Origin of the sequence: Paraburkholderia sp. GAS33, from assembly GCF_050436645.1 — a bacterium.
Lineage (GTDB): Bacteria > Pseudomonadota > Gammaproteobacteria > Burkholderiales > Burkholderiaceae > Paraburkholderia > Paraburkholderia phenazinium_B.
This window is the reverse complement of record NZ_JBNDMP010000008.1, coordinates 33,420-57,081: the sequence shown is the minus strand read 5'-3', so window position 1 is coordinate 57,081 and position 23,662 is coordinate 33,420. Positions and strand designations below refer to the sequence as shown.

The 23,662-nt window shown below is 63.8% G+C and carries 14 protein-coding genes; 6 read left to right on the top strand and 8 right to left on the bottom strand.

The genetic code is table 11. The annotated features are described in order from the left end of the window. Positions 1–141: 141 nt before the first annotated feature. The 7 genes from P3T24_RS23535 to bcsD all read right to left on the bottom strand — a co-directional run bounded on the left by P3T24_RS23535 (position 142) and on the right by bcsD (position 13,130). Positions 142–4,908, bottom strand: a complete 4,767-nt coding sequence (locus P3T24_RS23535) for a cellulose synthase subunit BcsC-related outer membrane protein (RefSeq protein WP_429438319.1) — start codon at positions 4,906–4,908, stop codon at positions 142–144. Beyond that, positions 4,899–6,086: a cellulose synthase complex periplasmic endoglucanase BcsZ gene (bcsZ, locus tag P3T24_RS23530; RefSeq protein WP_429438316.1), complete on the bottom strand. Its 1,188-nt coding sequence runs from the start codon at positions 6,084–6,086 to the stop codon at positions 4,899–4,901. The genes P3T24_RS23535 and bcsZ overlap by 10 nt, the downstream gene beginning before the upstream one ends. A gap of 1 nt (position 6,087) precedes the next feature. Next, a complete protein-coding gene (gene bcsB / locus P3T24_RS23525) occupies positions 6,088–8,550 on the bottom strand; it encodes a cellulose biosynthesis cyclic di-GMP-binding regulatory protein BcsB (protein ID WP_429438313.1) in 2,463 nt (820 codons plus the stop codon). A 57-nt stretch (positions 8,551–8,607) separates the two neighbouring features. Then, the gene (gene bcsA, locus P3T24_RS23520; protein ID WP_074268170.1) at positions 8,608–10,818 is read right to left on the bottom strand and encodes a UDP-forming cellulose synthase catalytic subunit; all 2,211 of its coding nucleotides are present in this window, start codon (positions 10,816–10,818) and stop codon (positions 8,608–8,610) included. Then, a complete protein-coding gene (gene bcsQ, locus P3T24_RS23515; protein WP_429438310.1) occupies positions 10,815–11,603 on the bottom strand; it encodes a cellulose biosynthesis protein BcsQ in 789 nt (262 codons plus the stop codon). Before bcsQ ends, bcsA begins: the two co-directional genes overlap by 4 nt. Beyond that, on the bottom strand, positions 11,600–12,583 hold the full coding sequence (gene bcsP / locus P3T24_RS23510) for a cellulose biosynthesis protein BcsP (RefSeq protein WP_429438307.1): 984 nt from the start codon (positions 12,581–12,583) through the stop codon (positions 11,600–11,602). Before bcsP ends, bcsQ begins: the two co-directional genes overlap by 4 nt. Before the next feature lie 91 nt (positions 12,584–12,674). Next, positions 12,675–13,130: a cellulose biosynthesis protein BcsD gene (gene bcsD, locus P3T24_RS23505; RefSeq protein WP_429438304.1), complete on the bottom strand. Its 456-nt coding sequence runs from the start codon at positions 13,128–13,130 to the stop codon at positions 12,675–12,677. Between the two features lie 583 nt (positions 13,131–13,713). Here bcsD and P3T24_RS23500 point away from each other — a divergent pair. Further along, positions 13,714–16,041: an EAL domain-containing protein gene (locus P3T24_RS23500; RefSeq protein ID WP_429438302.1), complete on the top strand. Its 2,328-nt coding sequence runs from the start codon at positions 13,714–13,716 to the stop codon at positions 16,039–16,041. Here the strand turns inward: P3T24_RS23500 and P3T24_RS23495 are convergent, their stop codons facing one another. Then, positions 16,042–17,088, bottom strand: a complete 1,047-nt coding sequence (locus P3T24_RS23495) for a LacI family DNA-binding transcriptional regulator (RefSeq protein WP_429438300.1) — start codon at positions 17,086–17,088, stop codon at positions 16,042–16,044. Positions 17,089–17,279: 191 nt separating this feature from the next. On the opposite strand from P3T24_RS23495, the gene P3T24_RS23490 reads away from it, so the two are divergent. The 5 genes from P3T24_RS23490 (at position 17,280) to P3T24_RS23470 (ending at position 23,639) form a co-directional block, all read left to right on the top strand. Then, positions 17,280–18,449 (top strand): ABC transporter ATP-binding protein, encoded by a 1,170-nt coding sequence (locus tag P3T24_RS23490; RefSeq protein WP_429438296.1) that lies wholly within the window; start codon positions 17,280–17,282, stop codon positions 18,447–18,449. A gap of 15 nt (positions 18,450–18,464) precedes the next feature. After that, complete coding sequence (locus tag P3T24_RS23485) at positions 18,465–20,453, top strand: beta-galactosidase (RefSeq protein ID WP_429438293.1); 1,989 nt, start codon at positions 18,465–18,467, stop codon at positions 20,451–20,453. Positions 20,454–20,487: 34 nt separating this feature from the next. Then, the gene (locus P3T24_RS23480; protein ID WP_429288648.1) at positions 20,488–21,741 is read left to right on the top strand and encodes an ABC transporter substrate-binding protein; all 1,254 of its coding nucleotides are present in this window, start codon (positions 20,488–20,490) and stop codon (positions 21,739–21,741) included. Between the two features lie 73 nt (positions 21,742–21,814). Further along, entirely contained in the window at positions 21,815–22,777 is a 963-nt protein-coding gene (locus P3T24_RS23475; RefSeq protein ID WP_429438291.1) for a carbohydrate ABC transporter permease, read from the top strand. Positions 22,778–22,787: 10 nt separating this feature from the next. Continuing rightward, complete coding sequence (locus P3T24_RS23470; protein ID WP_074268180.1) at positions 22,788–23,639, top strand: carbohydrate ABC transporter permease; 852 nt, start codon at positions 22,788–22,790, stop codon at positions 23,637–23,639. Positions 23,640–23,662: the final 23 nt, after the last annotated feature.

The window sequence follows — 23,662 nt, the reverse complement described above, 5'->3', positions numbered from 1 at the left end:
GCGCAACGTGTCCGGCCGGCACCCCCGCTTGGAATGAGCAGACGGGTAGCATGTTCGACCGACATCTGTTATCCGGCCGGCACATGCGACGTCCGTCACGGGAAATCCATATCCCCCCGTCACCCCTCGCCACTTCATCTGCTAGTTAGACAACGAAACATAAGGCGAAGTCAAAGGCGTCGGCGGGAACGGTTGCAGCCCCATCTGCTTGGTAAAGCTATAACGCACGTAGACCGCCCCCAGCCATTCACGATACTGATACGCATTGCCAAGCGACGCCGTAGCACCCACCGCGAGTTGCGGTGCGAGTTGATATTCGCCCACCGCGCTAAATGAATAGGCAACGCCCGTCTTGCTCTGGGCCGGATAGATGGCCCCCGAATCCGGTGCAGTGCCTGCCGTAATCAGTGCGCTTCTCAACGCGGCGGAAGTATTGTCGCCAAGAGGGAAGTAGTCCGATGCATCCTGGCGGTAGTGCTGAACACCAATCGACCCCTTCACGTCATAAGTAAAGGGACCGTTGCGCCCAGTCCATTCCACAGGCAGATTCAAAATCACATATTGCTGCGGACTGAAGTAACCGCCCTGACCGTACGTAAAGTAGGAGAGGTTCCGGTTATAGCCCATTAGCGTTGTATTAAGGCCGATCGTGAGCGTCTGGTCCGCGTCTTTCAGCAAACGCGTGTAAACGCCCCCGCCACCTTTGATGGCGCTATTGGCCGCGACGTTGTAGCCGTCTAGAAACTGATACTCCGCGTTTGCATATAGACCGCTCGTGCCGTCGTCCCAGGCAAGCGTCGCGAGCGCTCCACTGGAAGTCACGCCCCCCCATTCCAGGTTTCCAAGCTGATCGCGTGTGCCGGCGTACGACAGCAGGCTGTCGGTGACGGCACGCCGGGCGACAGCGAGCGAATACGATACCTTGTCGGTTACGGTGCCGTTGTATTGCAGGCCACCAACGATATTGGTCTCGCGAAAGCCAAGAGGGGTTACGCCAACGTCACCGTTCAGGCTGCTGCTCTCATAGCCCACAGACAGGCCTACGCCGTTTGCAGTCTGCGAACCGTATTCGCTGGAATTGCTAGCGATACCCGAACCGAAGCGTGAGAGCGTCGTTGCCGCGTTGTCCGCCGTCCCAGCATCCAGAGTCACCGGCGTCGCGGTAACGACGATATGACCGTTGCCTGCCTGAATGCGCCCCTGGACCGGCGCTTCGATATCGGTCACGTCCGACAGACCATTTTCGCCTGCACGATTGCGGAACACAATTCCGCCGGAAACCGTACTAGTCTGCTCTCGATTGACCTGCGCCAGTTCCTCGGCAACACCAAGTGTCTGCGAATTAGCAGCATTGACCGGCGACGGCGCATAGCTGCCGCCGCTAGCCGGCGCAGCTTGCGCAGCGGGAGCCTGCGGATAATACGGCTGCGCATAACCCGCCGGCGGCTGCGGAATATACGGCTGCTGCTGCGCGTAGGCTCCCTGATTCGCATAGGGCTGCTGAGGATACGCCGGTTGCCCATGCCCCTGTTGCGGATACGGCTGCGGCGCGTACCCTTGTTGTTGCGGGTAAGGCTGCGCATATCCCTGCTGCTGCGGATACGGTTGCTGACCGTAATACGGCTGCTGCCCATAACCCTGTTGCTGGCCATACGGCGCTTGCGCATACGCCTGTCCCGCGCCGCTCGCCTTGCGCGTGGTGGCCTGATTGCGGGCCGTCTTCTGCTTCTTGCTAGACTTGCTCTGATTCGCAGGCAGCGGCGCATAGCCGCCCTGAGTCTGCTGTGCCGTTGCATTGGCCTGCGCCTCGCGTGCCGCAGGCGACATCGGCCACGGCGTCGACACGTAGGGCGCAGGCGCCCCATACGGCGTCGCCGCTTGCGCAGGATAAGGCGCGTTATACGGCAGCGGCGCCTGTTGCATCGGCGCCTGTCCCTGGCCCGGATACGGTTGCAAGGGCACGGCGCCCGGTGCGCCCGCCTGGGACGAACCGGAGTCATCGGGACCGTAGCCGCCCGCTGCATTACTCGAACTCGGCGCACTGGACGGCGCGCCATAAGGCGTCGTGTACGGGGCCACAGGCGCGACAGGCGCCGTGGGCGCCACATAGGGCGCTACGTACGGCGCGGGCTGTGAAGGCGGCGGATAGGTCGGCACGGTCTGCGTCTGATAGGAAGACTGCGAATACGGGGACGCGCTGGGCGCGGCATACGCCGGTGCCCGTGCGCCGACGTTGAAGCCAGCGCCCGCGCTGGATGTACCACTCGAGCCGGCGGCATCGGCCGGCACATCGACGGCGGTTTTTCCTTCGAACGGATTGGTGCCGGGCAGCGGCGTCGCGCCGATCCGGCGCATGGCCACTTCCCAGCCGCGCGGCACATTGCTCGCCGAGCCGGCGCGCGGCGCGGCCAAACCCACCGGGGTGTTGGCCGCGACCAGCGAGCGTTGCAGATACGTGGCCGCAAGCGTCAGCTTGCCCTCGGCGCGATACATGCGGCCAACGGCTGCCAGCACGCCGGGGTCGTCCGGCGCAGCATTCAGTGCCTGGGTGGCAAGCGCCTCTGCATAACGGAAATCCTTCGCGCCTGTAGCGGCAGGGATGGCCGCCAGCATCAGGCTCAGATCATCGGGGCGGCGCGTGAGTGCCACACGGTAACTGGCGAGCGCATTTCGGTCATCGCCTGCCGACCCATAAAGGCGTCCAAGCGCAGCCTGCAGATCCGGATTGTCAGGCATCGCCGCGAGCCACGGCGCGATCACGTCGTAAGCGCTTGCGAGGTCGCCACGCTGCCGCACGGCATCGCATTGCCGTACGACGATCGTCAGATTCAGGTTGCCGAAATCGGTGCGTTGCTGCGGCGTCAACTGCATCCCGGCGAGCTGGCGCATCACCGTGCCCAGTTCGGCATCCTGATGAGTCGCGAGCAGGATGCCGGCGTATTGCAACAGCAGATCCGTATTGCCGGGCGCGGCGCTCATGGCGCTGCGCACGAGCCACAGCGCGCGGTTCGAATCGCCTGCCTGCTGATAGGCCGACGCCACCACGCCGATCAGTTCCGGATTGCCGGCTGCCACGGGTTCCGCGGCGGCGAGTGTCGCGAAGGCCTGCTGGGTCTGGCCGTGCTTCGCCATCTGGATCGCGAGGCTCGCCTGTTGATGTACCCACAGGCGGTGCTGCAACGTCGTCATGGCGTCGGTGCGCTGGGCCGGCGGAATCCGGTCCAGTTGCGAGAGGCCGGTGGACCAGTCCTCGGTTTCCGCCGACAGCAACGCACTCGCATAGAGCGCATCGGTCATGTCGGGATGGGCCGCCAGAAGTCCGTCCATCATGCTGCGCGCGTTGCCGATCGCACCCTGGCGCACGTAAATGCGCGCGAGGTCGAGGCGCATCCACGGATCGTCAGGATTGCTGAGCAGCGCGTCTTCGAACAGGCTGCGTGCCGCGCCCAGATCGCCGCGCGCTTCAGCGGCGCGCGCCTGGGCGGCCTGCGCTTCGCCGCGCAGCCGATCGATACCGCCTGCCTTCGATTGCTGTTCGGCGTTGAGCTGATTGGCAAACTGCAGCGCTTCGTCGCCGCGTCCCTGCGCAGCAAGTGCGCCGACGAGGCCGCGAATCGCGTCAGGGTTGTCCGCCTGGCGACGCAGCGCCATCCGGTATGCCTGTTCCGCACCGGCCGGATCGCTGTTGTTCAGCAGCATTTCGCCGAGCAGCACCTGCGCGGTGACATCGGACGGGTTGATCGCAATGGCGCGCTCGAATAGCGACTTGGCCTTGGCGAATTCCCCGTTGCTGCGGGCGCCGATCGCGTCGCTGGTATAGGTCCAGTAGGTCGCGCTCAGCAACGCGTCTTTCCAGCGTGCCGGGTTGCCGCTGCGCGAGGCCCGCTCCAGGTCGTCGCGCGCCTCGGAGAAGTGTTCCTGCTTGAGTGCGGCGATACCCATGCCGCCGAGCGCGTCGCTATCGTTCGGACTACTCGCCAGCACTGAAGAGAATTTGGCGCGCGCCGTGGCAAGGTCGCTGCGGTCGAGCGCAGCGAAGCCTTCGGCGATCGTGCGGCCGCGTGCATCGACGGCAGCGTTCTGCTGGGCGCGTTCGCGCGCAGCGCTGTCCTGTTGCACCATCGAATCGAAGCGCGCCTTGACCGCGGCATCATCGGGTGTAAGTTGCAGGTAGCTCTGATAGAGCGGGGCGTCGGGGGCGCGTGCATCGAGCCATAGCAACGCTTGTCGCCAGCTCTTGCGTGCGGCTGGGCCCACCGTGTTGTCACCGGAGAGCTTTTCGAGCTGGCCGATACCTTCCCGACGCGTGACGTCGCGATACGTCAGATGCTGGGCGTATGCGAGCGCGTAGCGCGGATCGTCCGGATTCTGTTGTGCGAGCTGCTGCAGTCCGCGGCGTGCCTGGTCCCAGCCCTGCGGCGTGGCCGCGAGTGCCTGGTAGTACTCGAGCTGCAGCTCGGGCGTAGCGGGTTTGCCTTGCAGCGCGCGCTGATATTCCTGCACGGCGCTCGCCGCCTGGCCGCTTTGCTGCAGGCGCCGTGCGTCGTTGACGGTCTGGTCGCGCACGCTGCTTTCGCCAAGGCGCCGGCCGAGATCGTCGATGGTCGGATAGTTCGGCGCGACTGCCCGCAGGCGCGCCAGATATTGCTGCGCGCCGCTGCCGTCCTTGCGGTCGGCGAGCACCATGCCCATGCCGAACAGGGCGTCGGGCTGCTTGGGATCGATGCGCAGCACTTTCTGCCACGCCTGCTCGGCGAGGTCGCCGCGGTGGTGCGCTTGCCAGTACTTGCCCTGATCGATCAGCACGTTGAGCGGATCAGACGAAGCCTGGGCAAAAGCGGTGGTGGGCAGCGTCGCCGCAGCGACGCTAGCGAGGCTCAGCGCCAGCGCGAGGGCGCTCAATCGCATGCGTTTCTCCAACTCGGCACGAGGCGGCCGGCATCGTCGAAGCGATAGCGGCCGTCGATGAATCCGGTGCCGAACAAGCCCAGCACACGATCGTAATAGACTGGTTCGTGACCTGCGACGGGGTTGTCGAGCGCAGCCAGGTGGGTGCGCGCGAGTCCGAGGCCGCGCTCGTCGCCGAGCGCCTTGAAGTAAGGCGCAAGTGCGCCCCAATAGCTGAGCGGTCCTTCGCCGCTGACGCTGCCGGTGGTCGCCGCGACCTTCTCGGGCGGGAAGCCCGCCTGGGCGACCTGATTGCGCATGCCGCCGAGGGCGGCGAGCCAGGGCTTGGCGAGCGGATCGGCAGAAGCCGTCATGCCGGCCCAGAGATACACGCGGATCGCGTCGTAGCTGCCGGTGTCGCCGTTCTTCGGATCGACCACGAACTGGCCGGCGCGCCATGCAGCCCAGTCGGGCACGAAACCTTGCGGCGACGTTGTTTTGACGAGCTGGTACGCGTTGTCGGCGAGTTTGTTCCACGGGCCGCCCGGCTGCGCCTTGGCGAGCGCACGCAGTACCGGCAACGGCAGGTAGCTGGGATTCAGGCGTGTCACGCCGCCGGCCTGGAAGCCCTGCGGGCCGGGCAGTAACATGGGGCCGAGGCCGGGCAGGCTGGTTACTTCCTTGCTCACGATCTGCGCGGCGAGTGCTTCACCGAGTTTCGTATAGTCCGTGTCGCGCCACAAACGGCCCGCTTGCAGCAGATCGTAGGCGATCCACAGATCGGAGTCCGAAGCAGAATTCGGATCGAGCACGCCGAACGAGCCATCCGGCTTCCTGCCCCATTGCCATGCAGGCAGACGCAGGTTTTGCGCGTCGAACTGGTTGCCGGCGAGGTTGGTGCGAGTCCAGTCGAGCAGCCGGTCGAAGGTGGCGCGATCGTTCGCGACCAGCGCGAAGAACATGCCGTACGACTGGCCTTCGGAGGTGGTTTGCTGGGTCGGCGTCGAATAGTCGATCACGCGCCCGTCGGCCTGCACGAAGTGTTCGACGAAGGTGCGATACGCTGGCCAGTCGCACTGCGCGGAAGTCGAAGCCGGGGCCGTAGCCGCGGCGGCCGCAGCCGGGACGGCCGCTGACGTCATGGACGCAACGAGACCGAATGCAAGTGCCACGGGCGCCGTGTTGAGTTTGACCGCCATATCAATCCTTCAGGCGGCGCGCGGCGATCGAGCGCAACGCACGGTAGAACAGCGCGGCGATGATCAGCGCGGCGAGGACGCCGCCGAGCAGCAGCAGCAGCGGGTGCGACGACAGCGCCCAGCGCATGTATTCCTGCGGCGACAGATGGCCGATGTAGTAAGCCACGCCGTTCGAGGTGATCGTGACGCTGCGGCCATGGATCACGGCCATCGCGCCCTGGATCTGCGGCAACACGTCGGCGTCGAGCAGGGCCGAGCTCAGGTCCGCATCCGACTGGCCCGCGGCGCTAACAAACGCGACGGCGCTACGGTCCTTCTGCAACGGCGATTCGAAGCCGGTCAGCAGGGCCGCGCCGTTCGAGCTGACGAGCGACAGGTCCGCACGCGCCGGCGCGCGTTCCACGCCGCGTTCGCCATGCCACCAGTCTTCCAGCTTGAAGACGATGTCGGAGAGCTCGAACGTGCGCGAGTCGCCATCGCTCGAGAACGGCATCGATTTGGCCCAGCGCTGCAATAGCGGCTGACGGTCGGGAGAGCCGAAAATCAGCAGGTCCTTGTTGGCGTTCTGGTCGACCTGGTCGGCGCTCGTGACGGTCACGCCCGTAGAGGGGTAGCCGGTCGAGGCGCCCATGCGGCCCATCTCGAGCAGGTACAGGCTGTAGTCGCTCGAGTCGGCATCGTTTGGCAGGACCACGGCGGTTTCAGAGAGGTCGGCCATCCGTGTGAACGGGAAGCCGCTATTGGCGAACGCCGCCAGATCGGGCAACGCCATGTAATGCGGGAACGACGACAGGTCGATGCTCGAGTTCGGATCGATCGAGCCCACCACGTTGTCGAGCAAGCGGCCGTGACATTCGCCGGTGTTCGGAATGTCGTAGTAGAAATGCAGCCGCAACTGTGCCCGCGGCGTCAGCAGCAGCGGCGGAATATAGACAGTGCGCCGCGCGTCAGCGGTGTTATCCGGCAGGATGTTGTTGAAATAGTGGCCGAGCTCGAACACCGAGGCGGGCCGCGCCGGAATCGGCAGCGCCTGGACGAAGCCGTCGTTGATGCTGATGTTCAGCGACGAGCGGTCCGGCGTCGGCCGCACGGTATAGCGGTAGCGCAAGTCGATCGGCGCGCCCTTGGTGTGCCACATGAACAGATCGGGCGGCACGCGCAGGTTGACGCGCACGGCGTCGGCATCGTAGCCGGAGACGGTCAGATCGCGGGCATCGGCCAGTTCGCCAAAACGCACCGGCCGGTTGGTGGGCAGCCAGTTCGGCGCGTCGTACGGAGCGCGTGGGGCGAGTTCGTTCAGTTGTGTGATCGTCGCGCTTTCTCCCGAGAGCACGCTCTGGCCGACACCGAGTGCTTTCGCGGCGGTTTTCAGTTCGGCTTCGTTACGCCCGAGCACCAGCAGCAGTTTGCCGCGCGCTGGAGCTTCGCGGTCCACCACCGCAATGGTCGGTCCGGAGATCGCGGGAATCGTCACGCCGGCGGGCCGTTGGTCGGCAGTGGCGAATATCACGGCATTGCCCGACAGCGGCACTTCGTCGACCTGGGCAGGGAACAGCGCGCCGCGATAGCCAGCCAGCGCACCGAACCACGACGCCACGATACCCGCCGCTTCCAGCGTTTCGTCGCCAGGCTTGGCCGGGAACACGAACGGCAGCTCGAGGCGCCGCACATCGCGGCGATCGAAGAACGGCTGCGGCAGCGCTGCGAGATCGGGCTTGCTGGTGAGCGACGCGTAGGTCAGATCGAGCGAGCTCGCATTGCTGACGGTGGCCCACAGCGACGAGTTCGCCGGGTCCTCGCACCGTTCGGTGTAGTGGCCGATCAACTGCACGTTGAGGTGGTTGAACTCGGTGATGAAGCGCGGATCGATCGACACGTCGCGCGCCACCAGCAGGCCGGCCTGCTCGTGCGGCACCGGCAGCGTTGCCGCGACTTCGCCGTTGATCAGCACCTTCAGTTGCGAGATGCTCGGCAGCAGAGCCGGCGAGTAGCTGTAGATCAGATGCAGGATCGCGCCGGTCACCACTTCGTCGTTACGCACCGAGAAGGCGATACCGTTCTGGCCTTCGGTGCCGCGCAACTGTAGGGGATCGAGCGCGCCGAAGTCGGCAAAGGTGAGCGTCTGGCGACGTCCGCCCGATACCAGCGTGCCGGGTTCCGCGGTGGTCGGCGTCTTGATGCCGAGCGCTTTCACCGAGGACGCCGCGAGCGCCGGAGTCGGCGTTGCCAGCGCGGGCTGGGTGATCGCATTCGGATCGAGCGGTACTGCGGCGCTTGGCGCGGGCACGTTTCCCACGCCAGTGGCGTCGGGCGTGCCGGGCGGCGCGGTGGCGCCATGCGGCGCACCGGCGACGAGCTCCGCAGCCGACGCCAGCGGCACCGCGAACGCGGTCTGAAAAGCCAGCCATAAGGCAAGTCCGCGAACGAGGCGGCTAGAGCGCAAGCGCAATGCCCATCCTGTCATGCCGTGCTCGCCTTGCAAGTGTTGTTGGTCTGTCCGCGCAATCCCATGGCCCATAAGTCAGTCTTTTTTCGTTTCCAGCTTTTTGACATCGATAGGGCGGCTTCGCATCGAGCCGCGCAGATCTTCATAGAGGTGTTCGAACAGGCCGGCGATGCCGCGTACGCCGACCAGCAGGACGTGTGAGAGTCCACGCAACGGGGTGTCCGTTGGACGGCCTTCGGCCCAGCCCATCCAGGCATCGGCGCGCGCGAACGTCGACTTCACGAACTCGTATTCCTGCTCGCGCGACATGGCATCGAAGCGCAAGCCGACCCGGCCGGGTGCCGTGAAGCCGACCGTGGCCGGGAACGCGTATTCCTCATCGCCGCGGAACAGCGACACGGTGACGCGTTCGTGCATCGGCACCTGGATGCCGTTCGGCAACTCGACGCCGACGCCGCCTTCGGAGTAGTCGATAGTCTGGCAAGCCAGCGTGCGGCCGGTCGAAAACTTCAGCATCACCGGCATCTTCATGGCGACGCGGTGCACGGCGCGAATCTGCCGGCGCTCGCTTGCCGCGGCCACGCTCGCGCCGAGGATCAGCATGTTATAGCCGGTCCACCCCAGATTGAGCACGGTGGTTTTGACTTCGCTGGACACGTCCCACCGCAGGTAGATATGCACGAGTCCGACGATAAAGCCGAGCAGGTTCAGCAGCAGCAGGAACAGGTAGGGACGCGAGATCGCCCAGTCGAAATAGTTCTTTTCGATCTGGCCGCCCTTGGCCGTCACGTTGAATTTGCCGAGCTTCGGGTTGATCAGCGCGAGCAGCGTCGGCGCGGTGATGTACGAGGCCAGCACCGATTCATAGACTTCCGCCCAGAACGAATGGCGGAACAGACGCTGCATGCGCGAGTTGGTGATGCTCGCATGCATCATGTGCGGCAGCGCGTAGATCGCGATCGTGCCGGCCGCGGCTTCGATCACGTGGGCGCCGAAGAACAGGAACGACAGCGGTGCAGTCAGGAACACGAGGCGCGGCACACCGTAGAAGAAGTGCATCATCGCGTTCAGGTAGCACAGCCGCTGGCCGATTTTCAGGCCTTTGCCGGTCAACGGATTGTCGATCCGGAAGATCTGCGTCATGCCGCGCGCCCAGCGGATCCGCTGGCCGATGTGGCCCGAGAGACTTTCTGTAGCGAGCCCCGCCGCCTGGGCAATCGCCAGATACGCGGTGGTGTAGCCGAGGCGGTGCAGCTTCAACGCAGTGTGCGCATCTTCGGTAACGGTCTCGACCGCGATGCCGCCGATCTCTTCCACCATCGAGCGGCGCAGCAACGCACACGAACCGCAGAAGAAGGTCGCATTCCACAGGTCGTTGCCGTCCTGCACGAGGCCGTAGAACAGTTCGCCTTCGTTCGGCACCTTGCGGAAGGTGCCGAGGTTGCGCTCGAACGGGTCGGCCGAGAAGAAATGGTGCGGCGTCTGCAGCATCGACAGCAGCTTGTCGCGCAGGAACCAGCCGAGGCCGATCTGCAGGAACGAGCGGGTGGGGATGTGATCGCAGTCGAAGATCGCGAGGTACTCGCCGCTGGTGATCTTCAGTGCTTCGTTGATGTTGCCGGCCTTCGCGTGGCGGTTGTGCGTGCGGATCGTCCAGTGCACGCCGACTTCCTCGCAGAACGCCTTGAACTCGGGACGGCGGCCGTCGTCAAGTACGTGGATGGACAGCTTGTCGGCCGGGTAGTCGAGTGCGAGCGCTGCGTAGATGGTCGGTTTGACGACCGAGAGCGGCTCGTTGTACGTGGGGATGAACACGTCGACGGTCGGCCATGCGTTGCGGTCGGCCGGCAAGGGCATCGGCTCGCGCTTGAGCGGCCAGGCGGTCTGGAAGTAGCCGAGCATCATCACGATGGTCGAATAGACCTCGGCCGATACCAGCAGCAGACCCCAGACGGCGTCGAGCGGATGCTCCCAGTAGGTGGTGGCCGTCAGCCGCCAGAACATGTAACGGCCCGACGCGACCACCGACAGCATGATCATGACGAGCGTCGCATAGCGTCCCTGCAGGCGGCGAAACAGCAGCGCGCAGATAAAGCAGCAGGTCGCGAAGGTCAGTTGCTCGTAGAACGCCAGCGGCACGGTGAACACGAAGTACAGGATCACCAGCGCAAACAGCGTCAGGCAAACGGAGACGACCGTGCTGCCCCACAGGCGCGCGTCGACGATGCGCTCGAGCCGCGAAGGTGGCGCGGCGGTATCGATGCCCTCTGATTGCGGTGTGCTCATGCAACACTCCTCGGCGAAACAGCGATCGCGTCGATTCGCGACATCAGCCACTGGCCGCAGGAGCGAAAATCGACGGCTGCCTGGCTAAGCGGATCGTAGTGAATCAGCGTGGTGTCGCAGGCAAGCGACTCGCTGACGCCTTCGTCCTGATGGATGACTCCAGGGAAGAGCTTGTCGCCGAGCAGATGGCGCAGCACCTTGAGGACGTCTTTGGTCAACTGGCGCGACTGGTCGACCTGATTGATCACGTAGCCGACTCCGCCGAACTCCGGACGCGGCGAGGCATAGGTTTCGATCATCCGCTCCATCTGCGGAATCGCCGCGTAGGAGGCGGCGTCCGCCAGCACCACGTTCAGCGCGAAGGTCGCCGCGCACAGGGCTGTGCGCGTATACACCGACGAGCCTGGCGGTGTGTCGATGACCACGATGTCGGAGGCTTCGAGCCGTAGCGTGGCGAGCGCATGCGCGAGCCACAGCGGATCGTGATCGATGTGCGCTTCGAAGCGGCGGCGGTCGTCTTCGAGAACGGCGCCGTAGGGCAGCACCGTGACGCCATCGACGCCGTCGAACATGATGCTCTGCCACGCGTCGCCGCTCAGGGTGGCGCGCGAGAGGCCGTCGATGCTGTCGAGCGGCACACCGAAATGCAGGCGCAGCGCGTTTTGCGGGTCGAGGTCGAGCGCGATCACACGCCGGCCACTGGTGGCGAGAACGGAAGCCAGGTTGGCAGCAAGGGTGGTCTTGCCGACCCCACCCTTCGCCGATACGACCGCAATGACTTTCATGAGCGACGTGGGCCGTTGGTCAGCCACGAGTGAGGAGCAGGCGTTGCCGCGGCGGGTGCCTCACCGCGCAAACGATCGAATACTGAAGCGAGCGGTGCCGCTGTGTTTTGAGGCGCGGGTGTTGCGGTGGCTGAAGCCGGGTTTTGCGCGGCCGGCTTGAACAGCTTGCCGAGGATCGACCCAGGCTGTGCTGTGGCGACTGCCGGGGCGGGTGTGGGTGCGGGTGCCGCTACAGCTGCGCGCGGCGTCCCGGCGGTAAAGCTGGACGAGGTGGTCGGGACGCGCGAGACACCGGCTCCCGCGAACTTTGCAGAAAACAGTGGCGCGGCGGGTGGTGCGAACGCGCGCAGAGCGGGCGCAACCGACGGTTGCGGGGAGACAGCATGCACAGTAGCCGGAGCCACTACCGGCGGCACGTTGGCCATATGAGCGATAGAAGCAAAACCGGGAGCTGTCGATGCCACGACCGGCGGGATGGGCGGGACCGTCGGATTCGACGCAGCCGGTGCAATGGCCGCGGCCGCTGCCGCTGCTACCGGCGCGGCGGTCTGGCTTGCGGCGACCTGCGGATCGGCAACCTGCGGCAACGCCGAAAAGCGTTCTGCACCGCGCGGTCCGTCCGCTTTCACGACATTGGCAACCGGCGGAATGTTGCGACGATGCGGCCGCGCAAACAACGGCGCCTTGCTGCGCATCAGCGCCGGCCCGGTCAGCGGCGTGTCGGCGGAGACGGACGCCTCGGGCTTGTCGTCTGCAGCGGCCTGCGCCTGCGCCTGCGCGGCGTCGTCGGCCTGTTTCGAAGCAGCATCGCGCCGTTGCACGATCGCCGGAATCGACGGTTGCGTCAGATCCAGCGTGACGAGCAGCGGCCAGCGCGTGCGCGCCGTGCTGGCCTCGTTCTCGCGACCGATCTCCTGATAGTCGCGGGCATTCCCGCCGAAATGCCCGAAGAGGGTTTCGATATCGCTCGAAGGACTCATGTCGCCGCCATGTTGTTCATGTCTGTGTTGTCTTGCGTTGCCCGTTTCCACTGGCCGTCACAGCCAGTAGAAGTCCATCCCCTGACTGGGCTCATGCCGGCTGGCGGCCAAGCCTGAATTCGATCGTTGCGTGCTCATCGAACTCGCTCGCTTGCGCGACCGACAGACCCTCTGCACCGAGTGCACTGAGCCAGGTCTGATAGACGCCTTCGAGGAAGGCGGGCGTCCAGCCGAGCGCGGCGGAGCCGAAAGCATGCAACGGCGCGCACGAGTGAGCGATGCGCAGGTAATCCGGTTCGTCGGAAAGATCCACGTAACCCCAATCCGCTTCCTGCCAGCGCGCGTTGAATGCCTCGGCGAGATCGGCAGTCGAGCCGCAGGGCGGCAAGGGATGGGCCGCTGCAAAACGGCAACCGACGCGATACATCAACTGACGCAGTTCGCCTTGCCCGATCTGCGCTTCGAACTCTTCTGCCAATGCAGTGAGCAAGCCGCGCCATTGAGGGGAGATCTGGCGGTCGAGCAGGTAGTCGAGAATAGGGACCATGTTTTCCGAAAAGGATGACCGTCTGCTGTTTATCCGTCGTTAAAACGGGTGTCTGAAGCCGGACATCTGAAAGTGATTTTTGGTAAGGCGTGCGTGGCACGTGCCGACGGTTGTTTTTACCTGTGCTGCGTGCTGTATGTTGATCGGCGCCTCTTTATCTGCAGTCTACTTAAGAGATAAATATTTCGCTACCACCGTCCGGCGTGAAGTTATATGGCCTTACGCACACTGCGCAATAACAGAAGCAAACTTTGCGCGAATTTTTTTCCGATCCGTTACGCATGAAGGCGCACAGCGTGAGGACGAAAACGCACGACCTCGAATTGAAACGGTTTGAGCCCGTTGATCGACGCATAGGACTGTTGTGCGGTTGCATCATTGACGCACCTGCCGCGCCGCGAATAAGTGCTCTGCTAGCCGACGCTTTGCTTGCGGTAAGAGTGACCTGCGCGCCGCCCAACGGCGTGGCCGGAGCGGCGCCGCTCGCCGGCGGAAATTTGTTTTTGATGAGGGCATTAATATTTGTCAGACATATGCCGTTAACCAGCGGCAGAGTGACGGAACCAGGCTGACTTCTATCAACATGCTCCCCATCCACGCGCAACACATGACCGATGCCCATTTGCGTGACCGCTTTCATCGACGTTCGCTTGACCAGCAGCGCCCGCTTTCGACGATCACGATGGCGTCTACGGTCGTGGCTGCCCTGTTGTTCGTGCTGGCACGCAGCCTCGTAGCCGGCCCCACCATTTCCATTTCTTACCGGCTCGCCTGTGTCGCGATGCTGGCGCTGCTGGTGGCGGGCGTGCGCAAGGCGCGCACCACCGGAATCTTTGGCGCTCTCGGGGTTGGGTTTACGCTGGTGCTGGTGATCCTGATCGCGCTGAACGTCAATGGCCTGAATGAGCCGTTACTGTGGGCGCTGCCGGCCTTGCTGGTGATTCCGATCTGCGCGGCGCCGCTCTGGCTCACGCCGACGCACTTCTTTGTCGGCACAGTCGTGTTCTACGCAAGCGGTTTACCGCTACTGTTCAGGCAAGGGTATGCGCACGATGTGAACGTCGTCACGTTGCTATGGGTGGCGATTGGCGTGCCGACTGCGTCGGTGTTCCATTTCGGCTTCTACTGGTTCCGGCGCGATCACTTCCTGCTGGAGAACCGCCTTGCCGAGCTGGCTGCGACCGATCCGCTGACCGGCCTGCAAAACCGCCGCTCCTTCATGGAGCAGGCCGAGCGGCGCCTCTCGACGCTCGCTGAAGGCGTCAAGGTCTGCGCGATTTTTGTCGACATCGACTATTTCAAGTCGTTGAACGACCAGTTCGGCCACGCTGCCGGCGACCAGACACTTTATGAAGTCGCCCAGGTGCTGATGGATCAGACCATCGCGCAGGACAGCGTGAGCCGTATCGGCGGGGAGGAGTTCGCGATCTTGCGGCGCGAGGGGCTGGCGTCCGCGCTTGAACTGGCTGAACGTTTGCGCGGCGCGGTCTCCCGTATCGCTCGCCCGGATGGTTACGTGACTGCAAGCTTCGGGGTGGCCGAGCATCGCACGGGAGAGAGCATCATGGCCTTGCTCGACCGCGCCGACGAAGCGCTGTTGCGCGCCAAACAGTCCGGCAGAAATCGCGTCTGTGCCGAGCGTTCGAGTCCGTTCGATCCGCTGCAGCTACTGTTTGTCGGCGACCCGGCCGACCCGTCGGGAAGCGCACGGCCCAAATGGGAAGACTACTACCTGACGTCGCACTTTCAGCCGCTCTATAGCTTGTCGCATCAGAAGCAGGTCGGCTTCGAGGCGCTGCTGCGCGGCGAGCAGAGCGATGGTTCACTGGTGCCGCCCGCGGTGCTGTTTGCGCCCCGGCCGCTCAGCGACGAAGGCGAGCTCGATCGCGCCAGCCACGTGGTGCACCTTGGCAACGCGCAACGGCTGATACCCGACGAAGCGTGGATCTTTCTCAACATCCTGCCGGCCACTTTCGTCGCAGATGGGTACGCCGACCAGCTTGCGGCGATCGTGCGCTCGGCCGCACTCGAGCCAGAGAAGATCGTCCTCGAAATTCTCGAGTCGCATGGCGGCAGCGTCGACGAGATGTCGCGTGCCGCGGCGCGTTATCGTCAGCACGGCTTTCTGATTGCCGTGGACGACTTCGGCGCGGGTCAATCGAACCTGGACCGGCTGTTCCGCATCCGTCCGGACTTCGTCAAGCTGGACGGCGAGCTGATTCGCGCGACGATTCCGGACACCCAGCATTCGATCCTGCCCAAACTCGTTTCCTTGCTGCATCAGGCGGGCATGCTGGTGGTGGTCGAGGGTGTCGAGACGACCGAGGAACTGATTCTGGCCGTCGAGTCGAATGTCGATTTCGCGCAGGGTTATCTGCTGGGCCGGCCGGCTGCCAGAATCGCGCCGCCCGACGCGGTCAACCGGATGATCGACCGCTCGTTCGATGTGATTGCGCAGGGCCGCGCACATCTGCATGCGCTGTTCGAGAACAAGGTCGAGCCGTACCGGTTCGCTTTGCGCAGCGCCGCCGATGCGTTGCTGAGCGGCATCGCCATGGAGGATGCGTTTGCCGATCTGTCGCAGCAAGACCTCTGCATCAGCTGCTTCATCCTCGATGACCGGGGGCGTCAGATCGGACCCGAAGTGGCTGGCGTCGCGAGCACGAGCCTTGCCGGCACATTGCAGCCGGTCTCCGATCCGCGCGATGCGCGCTGGGACCATCGCCCGTATTTCCGCAACGCGGTGCTGCTGCCGGGCGTGCCGGTAGCCAGTAATCCTTACCTGTCGCTCGCGAGCGGACGGCCGTGCGTCGCGGTGACGGTGGCGATCCAGTCGCCGCAAATGCGCTCGGTGGTCGGCACGGAACTCGACTGGTCCGCGCCGCATCTGCCCTGGCCGGCCAGCGAATAGTCAGGAACCCTGAGCGGTGCGAGGCGCGCGAGTCGAGCCGCGCACGACGAGCTTTGGCTCCGACGTGACACATATCCGCGGCGCGTCGCCGTTAGCGCGCACGCCACGCGGCGATGCCTCGATCAGTTCACGCAGCAAGGACACCGCCAGTTCGGCCGCTTCGACAGTCGGCACGGCGACAGTGGTCAGCGCAGGCCGCGATTCCTGGGCGAGCCGGATGTCGGTGATGCCGACCACGGAGAGATCATGCGGCACCTGCAAGCCGAGATCGGCGGCCGCATGCAGGGCGCCGAGTGCGGGCAGGTCGTTGGTTGCGAGGATCGCGGTCAGGCGGGGATCCGCTTCGAGCAATTCGCGGGTCGCGCGATAACCGCCCTGGGTCGTGTCCGGCGCGTAGCGCACGGGCGAATCCGCGACATCGAGACCGGCAGTGCGCAGCGCGTCGAGGAATCCTTCGTAACGTGCTGCATGGATGCCGGCCACCTTGCTGCCGACGATGGCGCCGATGCGCCGATGCCCCAGTTCAAGCAGATGCTGCCCAGCGAGTTGCCCGGCGAGCCTGAAATCGACCGCCACGCAGGGCAGGCCGGGCGGCTCGTTCGGACGTTCCCACATGCACAGCACGACCGGCGCGCCGCGCGCCTCGGTCTTGTGCAGATCGGCGAAGTCGAGATTCGCGTTCATGACCAGCACGCCTTCGGAGAGCGTGCCGGCGATCTGTTCCAGATACGCGCGGCCTGCCAGCGGATCTTCGTTCGTATTGCAGATGATCAGAAAGTGGCCGCTGCTGCGCGCCGCACGCTCGACCGCCAGCGCAAACTCGGGATAGAACGGGTTGGCGATGCTCGAGACCATCAATGCAATGGTTGGCGCACGGCCCTCGGCAAGTGCTCGTGCCGCGAGATGCGGCTGATAGCCGAGCGCTTCGACGGCATCGAGCACCCGTTGCCGGGTCTGCGCGCCGACCCGGCCGCGATTGCGCAGCACGTTCGACACCGTGGCGGGGGTGCAACCGGCGCGGCGTGCGACTTCGCTCAGTGTTGGCATGGTTGTTCAGTATGTGGGACTGTTTCTCAAAATTTGCGTCCGGCATGAAGGCACGGCACCATTAATCGCACAGACAGCAAGATTTCGGAGACGCTGCAGGCCATTGATCGCACGCGGTCAATTTTTTTCGGCCGAACAGATTAAGCGCTTAATCTCCGACTTCGAGCCGATTAAATCACGGAGACGGAGCAATGGCGAGCATTTCGTTAAGAGGCGTCCAAAAATCGTACGGTGACGGTGCACCTGTCATTCGCGATGTCGATCTTGAGATCGGCGAGAACGAGTTCTGCGTGTTTCTCGGCCCGTCCGGTTGCGGCAAGTCCACCTTGTTGCGCATGATCGCCGGTCTCGAAGACGTGAGCGACGGCGATCTCTTTATCGGCGGTCAGCTCGTCAACGCCGTGCCTTCGGCCCAGCGTGGCGTAGCGATGGTGTTCCAGAGCTACGCGCTGTTCCCGCATATGACCGTGTTCGAGAACATGGCCTTCGGCCTGAAGCTCGCCAAAACGCCCAAGGACGAAATCGACCGCAAGGTGCGGGAAGCGGCGCGCGTCCTGCAACTCGAAGCGCTGCTGGACCGGCGTCCCAAGGCTCTGTCGGGTGGGCAGCGGCAGCGCGTGGCGATCGGCCGCGCCATCGTGCGCCAACCCGGCGTGTTTCTGTTCGACGAACCGCTCTCCAATCTCGATGCCACCTTGCGCGGTCAGACCCGCGTCGAAATCGCCCGGCTGCACAAGCAGTTTGCCAAGGCGAGCGTCGTCTACGTGACGCACGACCAGATCGAAGCCATGACGCTCGCCGACAAGATCGTGCTGCTGCACGCCGGCAAGGACACCGAGCGCTACGGCAGCATTGCCCAGATCGGCGCGCCGCTCGAGCTGTATCACCGTCCGAAGAGCCGCTTTGTGGCCGGCTTTATCGGTTCGCCCCGGATGAATTTTTTGCCGGGGAAGGTTGCCTCGATCGACGCCCGCGGCGTGAGCGTGAAGCTCGATGGCAGCGGCGAGACCGTGCGTGTGAGCGTCGACGGGGTAGCGCTTGGGGTCGGGCAGCCTGTGACGTTCGGCGTGCGGCCTGAGCATCTGGAAATGGTCGAAGGGGTTCAGGAAGCCCCTGCCGACACCGCTCATGAATCTTCGTTGCTGACCCGCGCGGTCTCGCTCGTCGAGCAGCTCGGTGAGCACAGCTATGTCCACCTTGAAGAAGGCGAGGGCGTCGTATTGATCGCCAAGGCGCCTGGAGACACGCGCCTGAAGCAGGGCGATCAGGCTACCTTTCGGGCGCCTGCACCGGTCTGTCATTTGTTCACCGAAGACGGCTTCGCCGTTGCTTCGCTCGAATCCGTCGAACACTACGCATAAAGGAAGGGCACTCGGATGCGCCTTGGAGTCTGTTACTACCCGGAACACTGGCCGGAGTCGATGTGGGAAGACGACGCCCGCCGCATGAAAGCGCTCGGCATCGAACAGGTTCGGATTGCTGAATTTGCCTGGAGCCGGATGGAGCCAACGCCTGGCGAATACGACTGGGCCTGGCTTGATCGCGCCGTCGACGTGCTCGGTGCGGCTGGCCTGCAAGTGGTGATGTGCACGCCGACCGCGACGCCGCCGAAATGGCTGATCGACCGTCATCCAGACATCCTGCCGGTTGGCGTCGACGGCCGTCCGCGGGCCTTCGGTTCGCGTCGTCACTACGATTTCTCGTCGCCTTCGTATTTTGCTGCTTCAGAACGTATCTGCACCGCAGTGGCCGAACGTTACGGCAAGCATCCGGCCGTTGCGTACTGGCAGACCGATAACGAGTTCGGTTGCCATCAGACGGTGGTCAGCTATTCGCGGGCGGCGGTGCTGCGGTTTCGCGAATGGCTGAAGGCGCGCTATCAGACGATCGATGCGCTGAACCGCGCGTGGGGCACGGTGTTCTGGAGCATGGAGTACCGCAGCTTCGACGAGATCGACGCGCCGGTGGCGACCGTCACCGAGGCGCATCCGTCGCACCGGCTCGACTACCGGCGCTTCGCATCGGATGAAGTCGCGCGCTACAACCGCATGCAGGTCGAGATCATCCGTGCGCACTCGCCAGGCCGGCCGGTTGCGCACAACTTCATGCAGTTGTTTACCGAATTCGATCACTACAAGGTCGCTGCCGATCTGGATGTCGCCACATGGGATAGCTATCCGCTCGGCGCACTCGAAGAGCAGTGGTTTGCGCCCGAACTCAAGGCGAAATGGCTGCGCACCGGTCATCCGGATTTCGCATCGTTCAATCACGATGTCTATCGTGGCATGTCGAAGCTGCCGTTCTGGGTGATGGAGCAGCAGCCGGGGCCGGTCAACTGGGCGCACTGGAATCCGGCGCCGCTGCCTGGCATGGTGCGTCTGTGGAGCTGGGAGGCGTTTGCGCACGGGGCGGGCTGCGTGTCGTATTTCCGCTGGCGTCAGGCGCCGTTTGCCCAGGAGCAGATGCACGCGGGTTTGAATACGCCCGATAACCTGCTGGATCTTGGCGGCAGTGAGGCAGCCCAGGTGGCCAAGGAGATTCACAAGGTGCTGGCCGCGGACGCCGACGCGAATGCGAACGTGCGCTCGAAGGTCGCGCTCGTCTACGACTACGAGGCGAAGTGGTTGTTCGAAATTCATCCGCAGGGTGCGGACTTCCACTATCCGCGCTTTGCGTTCGAGTATTACTCGACACTGCGTGGATTGGGTCTCGATGTCGACGTGGTGCCGGTCGATGCGCCGCTCGATGGCTACAGGATGATTGTCGTGCCGCCGTTGCCGGTGGTGCCCGCGGACTTCGCGCAGCGTCTGGCCCGTTCGGGCGCACAAGTCGTGCTCGGGCCGCGCACCGGCTCGAAGACAGACGATCTGCAGATTCCCGCGGGGTTGCCGCCGGGGTCGCTGGCCTCGGTATTGCCGATGCGCGTGTGGCGCGTCGAGTCGCTGCGGCCCAATGTGACTGAACCGGTCAGGCTCGCGGGTAGCCCAAGCCTCGAGGACGGGGTAGGGCGGCATTGGCGCGATCTGATCGAAACGTCGGAGTCGGCCAGCGCGGCAGCGCTCGAGATTCGCGGCCGTTTCGCCGACGGTCATCCCGCGTATGTTCGGAGCGGTTCGATTCACTACCTGGCGAGCATCTTCGACGACGTCCTGACGACGCGACTGTTTGCAGGCGTCGCGCGGGAAGCAGGACTTGATGTGACGGCGCTCGGCGACGGTTTGCGTATCAGCCGGCGCGGTGGGTTGGCGTACGTGTTGAATTACGGCGAGCAGTCTCATACGCTCGCGGATGTCGCGGACGATGCATTTGTAATCGGCTCGCGTGAAATCGGGCCGCAGGGCGTGGCAGTTTATCGGACCAGTTAGAGCTTAAAACGACGTAAAAACCAAGGAGACAGGCATGCAATTCAAACTTCGGAAGGTTCTGGTTGCCGTCGCGCTGACGGCGGCCACCGCAGCGGCATCGATGGCCGGCAGCGCGCAGGCAGGCACGCTCGCGATCAACATTGCGTTCAAGGGCGCCAGTCAACGGGCGGTCTGGCAGCAGGTGATCGATGAGTTCAAGAAGGCCCATCCGGGCACGGACGTCAACGTGTCGTTTATCGATGAGGAAGCCTACAAGGTGCAATTGCCTGGCTGGCTGTCGACGGTCTCACCCGACATCGTGAACTGGCACGACGGTGAACGGATGGCGTATTACGCACAGCGCGGCCTGTTCGAAGACCTGAGCGGAGACTGGAGCAAGAACGGCTGGAACAATACCTACGCCTCGACGAAGGAAGCCTCGTCGTATAAGGGCAAGCAGTACGCGGCACCGACCGTCTACTACTCGTGGGGCATGTTCTATCGCAAGGATCTGTTCCAGAAGGTGGGGATCGCGAGCGAGCCGAAAACGTGGGACGAGTTTCTCGACGCCTGCAAGAAGTTGAAAGCGGCCGGGATTACGCCGATCGCCGTGGGTGGCCGCGATGCCTGGACGCTGGCCGGCTGGTTCGACTATCTGGATCTGCGCCTGAATGGAAACGCATTCCATCAGAAGCTGATGGCCGGTGAAGTGCCGTACACCGATCCGCGCGTGAAGAAGGTGTACACGACGTGGAAGCAACTGATCGACGACGGCTACTTTATCGACAATTCGCTCTCCTACGATCTGGACGCGGCGCAGCCGTTCCTGTTCCAGGGCAAGGCCGCGATGATGCTGATGGGGACGTTCATCACCGGCGGTTTTCCGGCAAACGTGAAGCCGGAAATGGGCTACTTCCAGTTCCCGATCATCGATTCGAAGGTGCCGACCGCCGAGGATGGCCCGGTCGAGTCGCTGCATATTCCGTCGAAGGCGAAGAACAAGGCGGATGCGCATGCATTCCTGGCCTTCGTCGAAACGCCGGAAATCGGCGCACAGCTTGCGACGGGGCTCGGGTCGTTGTCCGCGAACAGCAAGTCGCCGGAACCGGAAGATCCGATTTCGAAAATCGGCTTCCAGATTCTCGCCAACACGAAGGGCGGCATTGCGCAGTTCTACGATCGTGACATGACCAAGGAGATGGCCGACGAGGGCATGAAGGGGATGCAGCAGTTTATCTCCGATCCTTCGAAGCTCGACGACGTGCTGGCGCAGCTTGAGCAGACGCGGCAGCGCATCTACAAGAAGTAAGAGAAGTACGAGAAGTGAGCGTGGGCGGCTTCGCGCTGCCTGCGCTTGATCGAGACCGAGCAGGAGACTCGCCGTGGTTCACTCCGTCAGCCGTCAATCCATTACCGGCAATGCCGGGCCGGGAGCTTCGGGCTCCTCTGGCAGCGCCTTGCCGCGTGCGGCGAAGCAGCAGCGCGGCCCATCGCCTACGGCGCGCCGGCAACAGCGTGCGGCGTTTGTTTTCCTCGCGCCCGCTTGCGTGATGGTGGCGATCTACGTCATCTGGCCGATTCTCTCGACGATCCGCATCAGCTTTTTCAACTGGGATGGGATGACCGATCCCAGTTTCGTCGGGATAGCGAACTATCTGGAGCTGTTCCACACGCGCGCTTTCTACACCGCGCTAAAGAACAATCTGATCTGGTTATTGATGTTTCTGCTGGCGCCGCCCATGGGGCTTGCTGTCGCGCTGTATCTGAACCAGGCTGTGGCCGGCATTCGCGTCGTCAAGTCACTGTTCTTTGCGCCATTCGTGCTTTCAGGCGTGGTGGTCGGGCTGATTTTCTCGTGGTTCTACGATCCCACCTTCGGCCTGCTCGCGCTGATACTCGGGCACGGCGTACCGGTGCTCGGCGATGCGCGTTATGCGACGCCGGGCATCATCTTCGCGGCGCTGTGGCCGCAAACCGCCTACTGCATGATTCTGTATCTGACGGGACTGACCTCGCTGAACAGCGAGCAGGTGGAGGCGGCTCGCATGGAAGGCGCTCAGGGCTGGTCGATGCTGTGGCATGTGATCCTGCCACAACTGCGGCCTACCACCTTCATGGCGATTGTGGTCACGGTGATCGGCGCGTTGCGCAGCTTCGACCTGATCTCGGTGATGACGGGCGGTGGGCCGTTCGAGAGCTCCACCGTGCTGGCGTATTACATGTACGACCAGGCAATCAAGTATTACCGGGTAGGGTATTCCGCGGCCGTCGCCGTAGTGTTGTTCGCGATCATGCTGGTCTACATCGTTTATCACCTGCGGCGGATGCTGCGCGCCGAGCAATAAGGAGCCCGATATGTATCCGATGCCGATCGACAAATGGCGGCCGACTTCACGGCGGTTATACAAGCTCTCGCTGCCGGTGGCGCTGCTGATCTGGCTGCTGCCGATGATCGCTGTACTGGTCACCTCGGTGCGCTCATCCGATGAGCTAAGCGAAGGCAACTATTGGGGCTGGCCGAAGCACTTTGCGATGTGGGACAACTATCGCGACGCGCTGACCACCTCGCCGATGCTGCATTACTTCTGGAACAGCGTGCTGATTACGGTGCCCGCGGTGGCCGGGTCTATCACGCTGGCGGCGATGGCGGGTTTTGCACTGGCTATCTACCGTTTTCGCGGCAACAGCACATTGTTCGCCACTTTCGTGGCGGGCAATTTCGTGCCGGTGCAGGTGTTGATGATTCCGGTGCGGGATCTGTCCTTGAAGCTTGGGCTGTTCAATACCGTCGGCGCGTTGATCCTGTTTCATGTGTCGTTCCAGACGGGCTTTTGTGCGCTGTTCCTGCGCAATTTCATCAAGCAGTTGCCGTTCGAGCTGGTTGAGGCGGCGCGGATTGAAGGCGCCAACGAATGGACCGTGTTCTTCAGGATCGTCCTGCCGCTGATCCGCCCAGCGCTCGCGGCGCTCGCCATTCTCGTGTTCACGTTCGTGTGGAACGACTACTTCTGGGCGCTGTGTCTGACGCAGGGCGATGAGGCGGCGCCGATCACCGTCGGCGTGGCCGCGCTGAAGGGGCAGTGGACGACGGCGTGGAACCTGGTATCGGCGGGGTCGATTCTGGCGGCGTTGCCGTCCGTGGCGATGTTCTTTGCGATGCAAAAGCATTTCGTCGCGGGGCTGACGTTTGGCGCGACGAAAGGGTGACGGCCGAGGTAATGTGATGCGCT